At 63.9% G+C, this 1,702-nt stretch carries 2 protein-coding genes; one reads left to right on the top strand and one right to left on the bottom strand.

From position 1 onward, the window contains the following. Positions 1-654, bottom strand: a 654-nt coding sequence (locus EOA60_RS31780; RefSeq protein WP_164899724.1) for a DUF1624 domain-containing protein, incomplete at its 3' end; no start/stop codon positions are given. A gap of 405 nt (positions 655-1,059) precedes the next feature. Here EOA60_RS31780 and EOA60_RS31775 point away from each other — a divergent pair. After that, positions 1,060-1,702, top strand: a 643-nt coding sequence (locus EOA60_RS31775) for an MFS transporter (RefSeq protein WP_245502665.1), incomplete at its 3' end; no start/stop codon positions are given.

Genomic DNA, 1,702 nt, shown 5'->3' with positions numbered 1-1,702 from the left:
GCGGCCGGGCATCCAGGTCGCCAGCCGGGCGAGAAGCCCGGATGCCGAAGCGAGCTTGACGACCGCGATGCCGGCAAGCACTGCGCCGAACCAGGGAAACAGCGGCACATAGTCGTTCGAGCGCGGGTTGGTCGGCGACAGCCCGACCCACCACAGCGCCGGATGGTCGAAGACTTCCGACCGCAGATAATAAGGCGCCGCAATCACGGCCGCGGCGACGATCGCCGTCAGCAATGTCGGCAGCCTGAGAAAAGCCAGGCCGAGCAGGCTTGCCAGCGCGATCTCGTGCAGGATGCCGAAGAAGATGAAGCCGTCCGGCGTGGCGATATAGGTGACGACCGAGATGGCGATCGCCGCACCCGCAACCATCGCAAAGCGCTTCCAGAAGCCAGGCCAACGGATATGGCGGCCATGTGCGAGGAACAGGCTGACACCGACCAGGAACAGAAAAGTCGAGGCGATGCAGCGGGCGTAGAGCTTCCACCAACCGAAGGCGGTGAGGCCCGGCGAGGTGTAGCCGAAGTTTTCGAGATCCCAGGTGAAATGATAGCTCGCCATCGCGATCAGCGCGATGCCGCGCAGGACGTCGATGGCGACGATGCGGCCGTGTTTCGGCGCGTCTTGAACGGCGACGCCGGTCGTCTGAAGGGTCATTGATCTCGCAATCCGATTCAGTCGTGCCAAACGACTATCACGGTTCGGGCGAACAACAGAGGGTGGATCGGCTGCTGCCATTCAGGCGGCATGGCAAGCCGCTTTAGGCCAGCGGCGGAAAGCCTCTGGCCGGCTTCGCTTTTCGGCCTCTCGGAGTCGGTTTCCTGCTACCGGTCCGCGACTGGTCCGGCCAGATTTGGCGAGCGATTCACTTTTCGGAGGGCCGATGTCCACCCATGTGCGCCATCCGATCTGGCTTCCGGCTCTCAGGCCCGCCGATGCGCGCACCTTCGCTTCGCTCTATGCGGTCGAATCCTTTGCTCGCGCCACCATCTCCAGCGTCATCCCGATCAGGCCTACGAAATCCTGCACAACGAGCAGATCGTCTCGATCCTCTACACCATCGTGTCGCTGCTCGGGCTGTCGGTGACGCTGTTCATGCCGATGCTGATCCGCCGCTTCGCGCGGCGCTGGGTCTACACGGCCGGCTGCCTGATGCTGGCGATCGGCTCGGTGTTCTTCGTTACCCACACGCTGCCGGGACAACTCGCCGGGATGCTGTGCCGTGTCATGGGGGCGAGCGCGCTGTCCATCACGCTTAACCTCTACATCATGGACCATATCCGCAAGACCGACTTCATGCAGGCGGAATCGCTGCGCATGGCTTGGTCGATGTTCGCCTGGACCGGCGGGCCGACGCTCGGCATTTTCCTCTATACGCGCTTCGGGATTTATGCCGCAAACGGCGCGGTCGTGGCTTTCGCGCTGGCGCTGCTGGCGTTGTTCTGGACCTATCGGCTGGGCGACAACCCTTCGATCCGTCCCGGCAAGAGCCGTCCGATCAACCCGCTCGCCAATATCGGCCGCTTCGTCGCGCAGCCGCGGTTGCGCCTCGCGTGGCTGATCGCCTTCGGGCGCTCGTGTTTCTGGACGACCTTCTTCGTCTATGGCCCGCTGTTCATGGTGATCACGGGCGAGGGCAAGCTTGCCGGCGGGCTGCTGGTTTCGGCCGCCGAAGCGCTTTCCCGCCCTGCCCCAGAAGATCGCC

The sequence above is a fragment of the Mesorhizobium sp. M1A.F.Ca.IN.020.06.1.1 genome (assembly GCF_004023265.1).
In the GTDB taxonomy this organism is placed as follows: Bacteria; Pseudomonadota; Alphaproteobacteria; order Rhizobiales; family Rhizobiaceae; genus Mesorhizobium.
The sequence above is the reverse complement of the archived record's forward strand: the minus strand, read 5'-3'. Positions and strand labels throughout refer to the sequence as shown.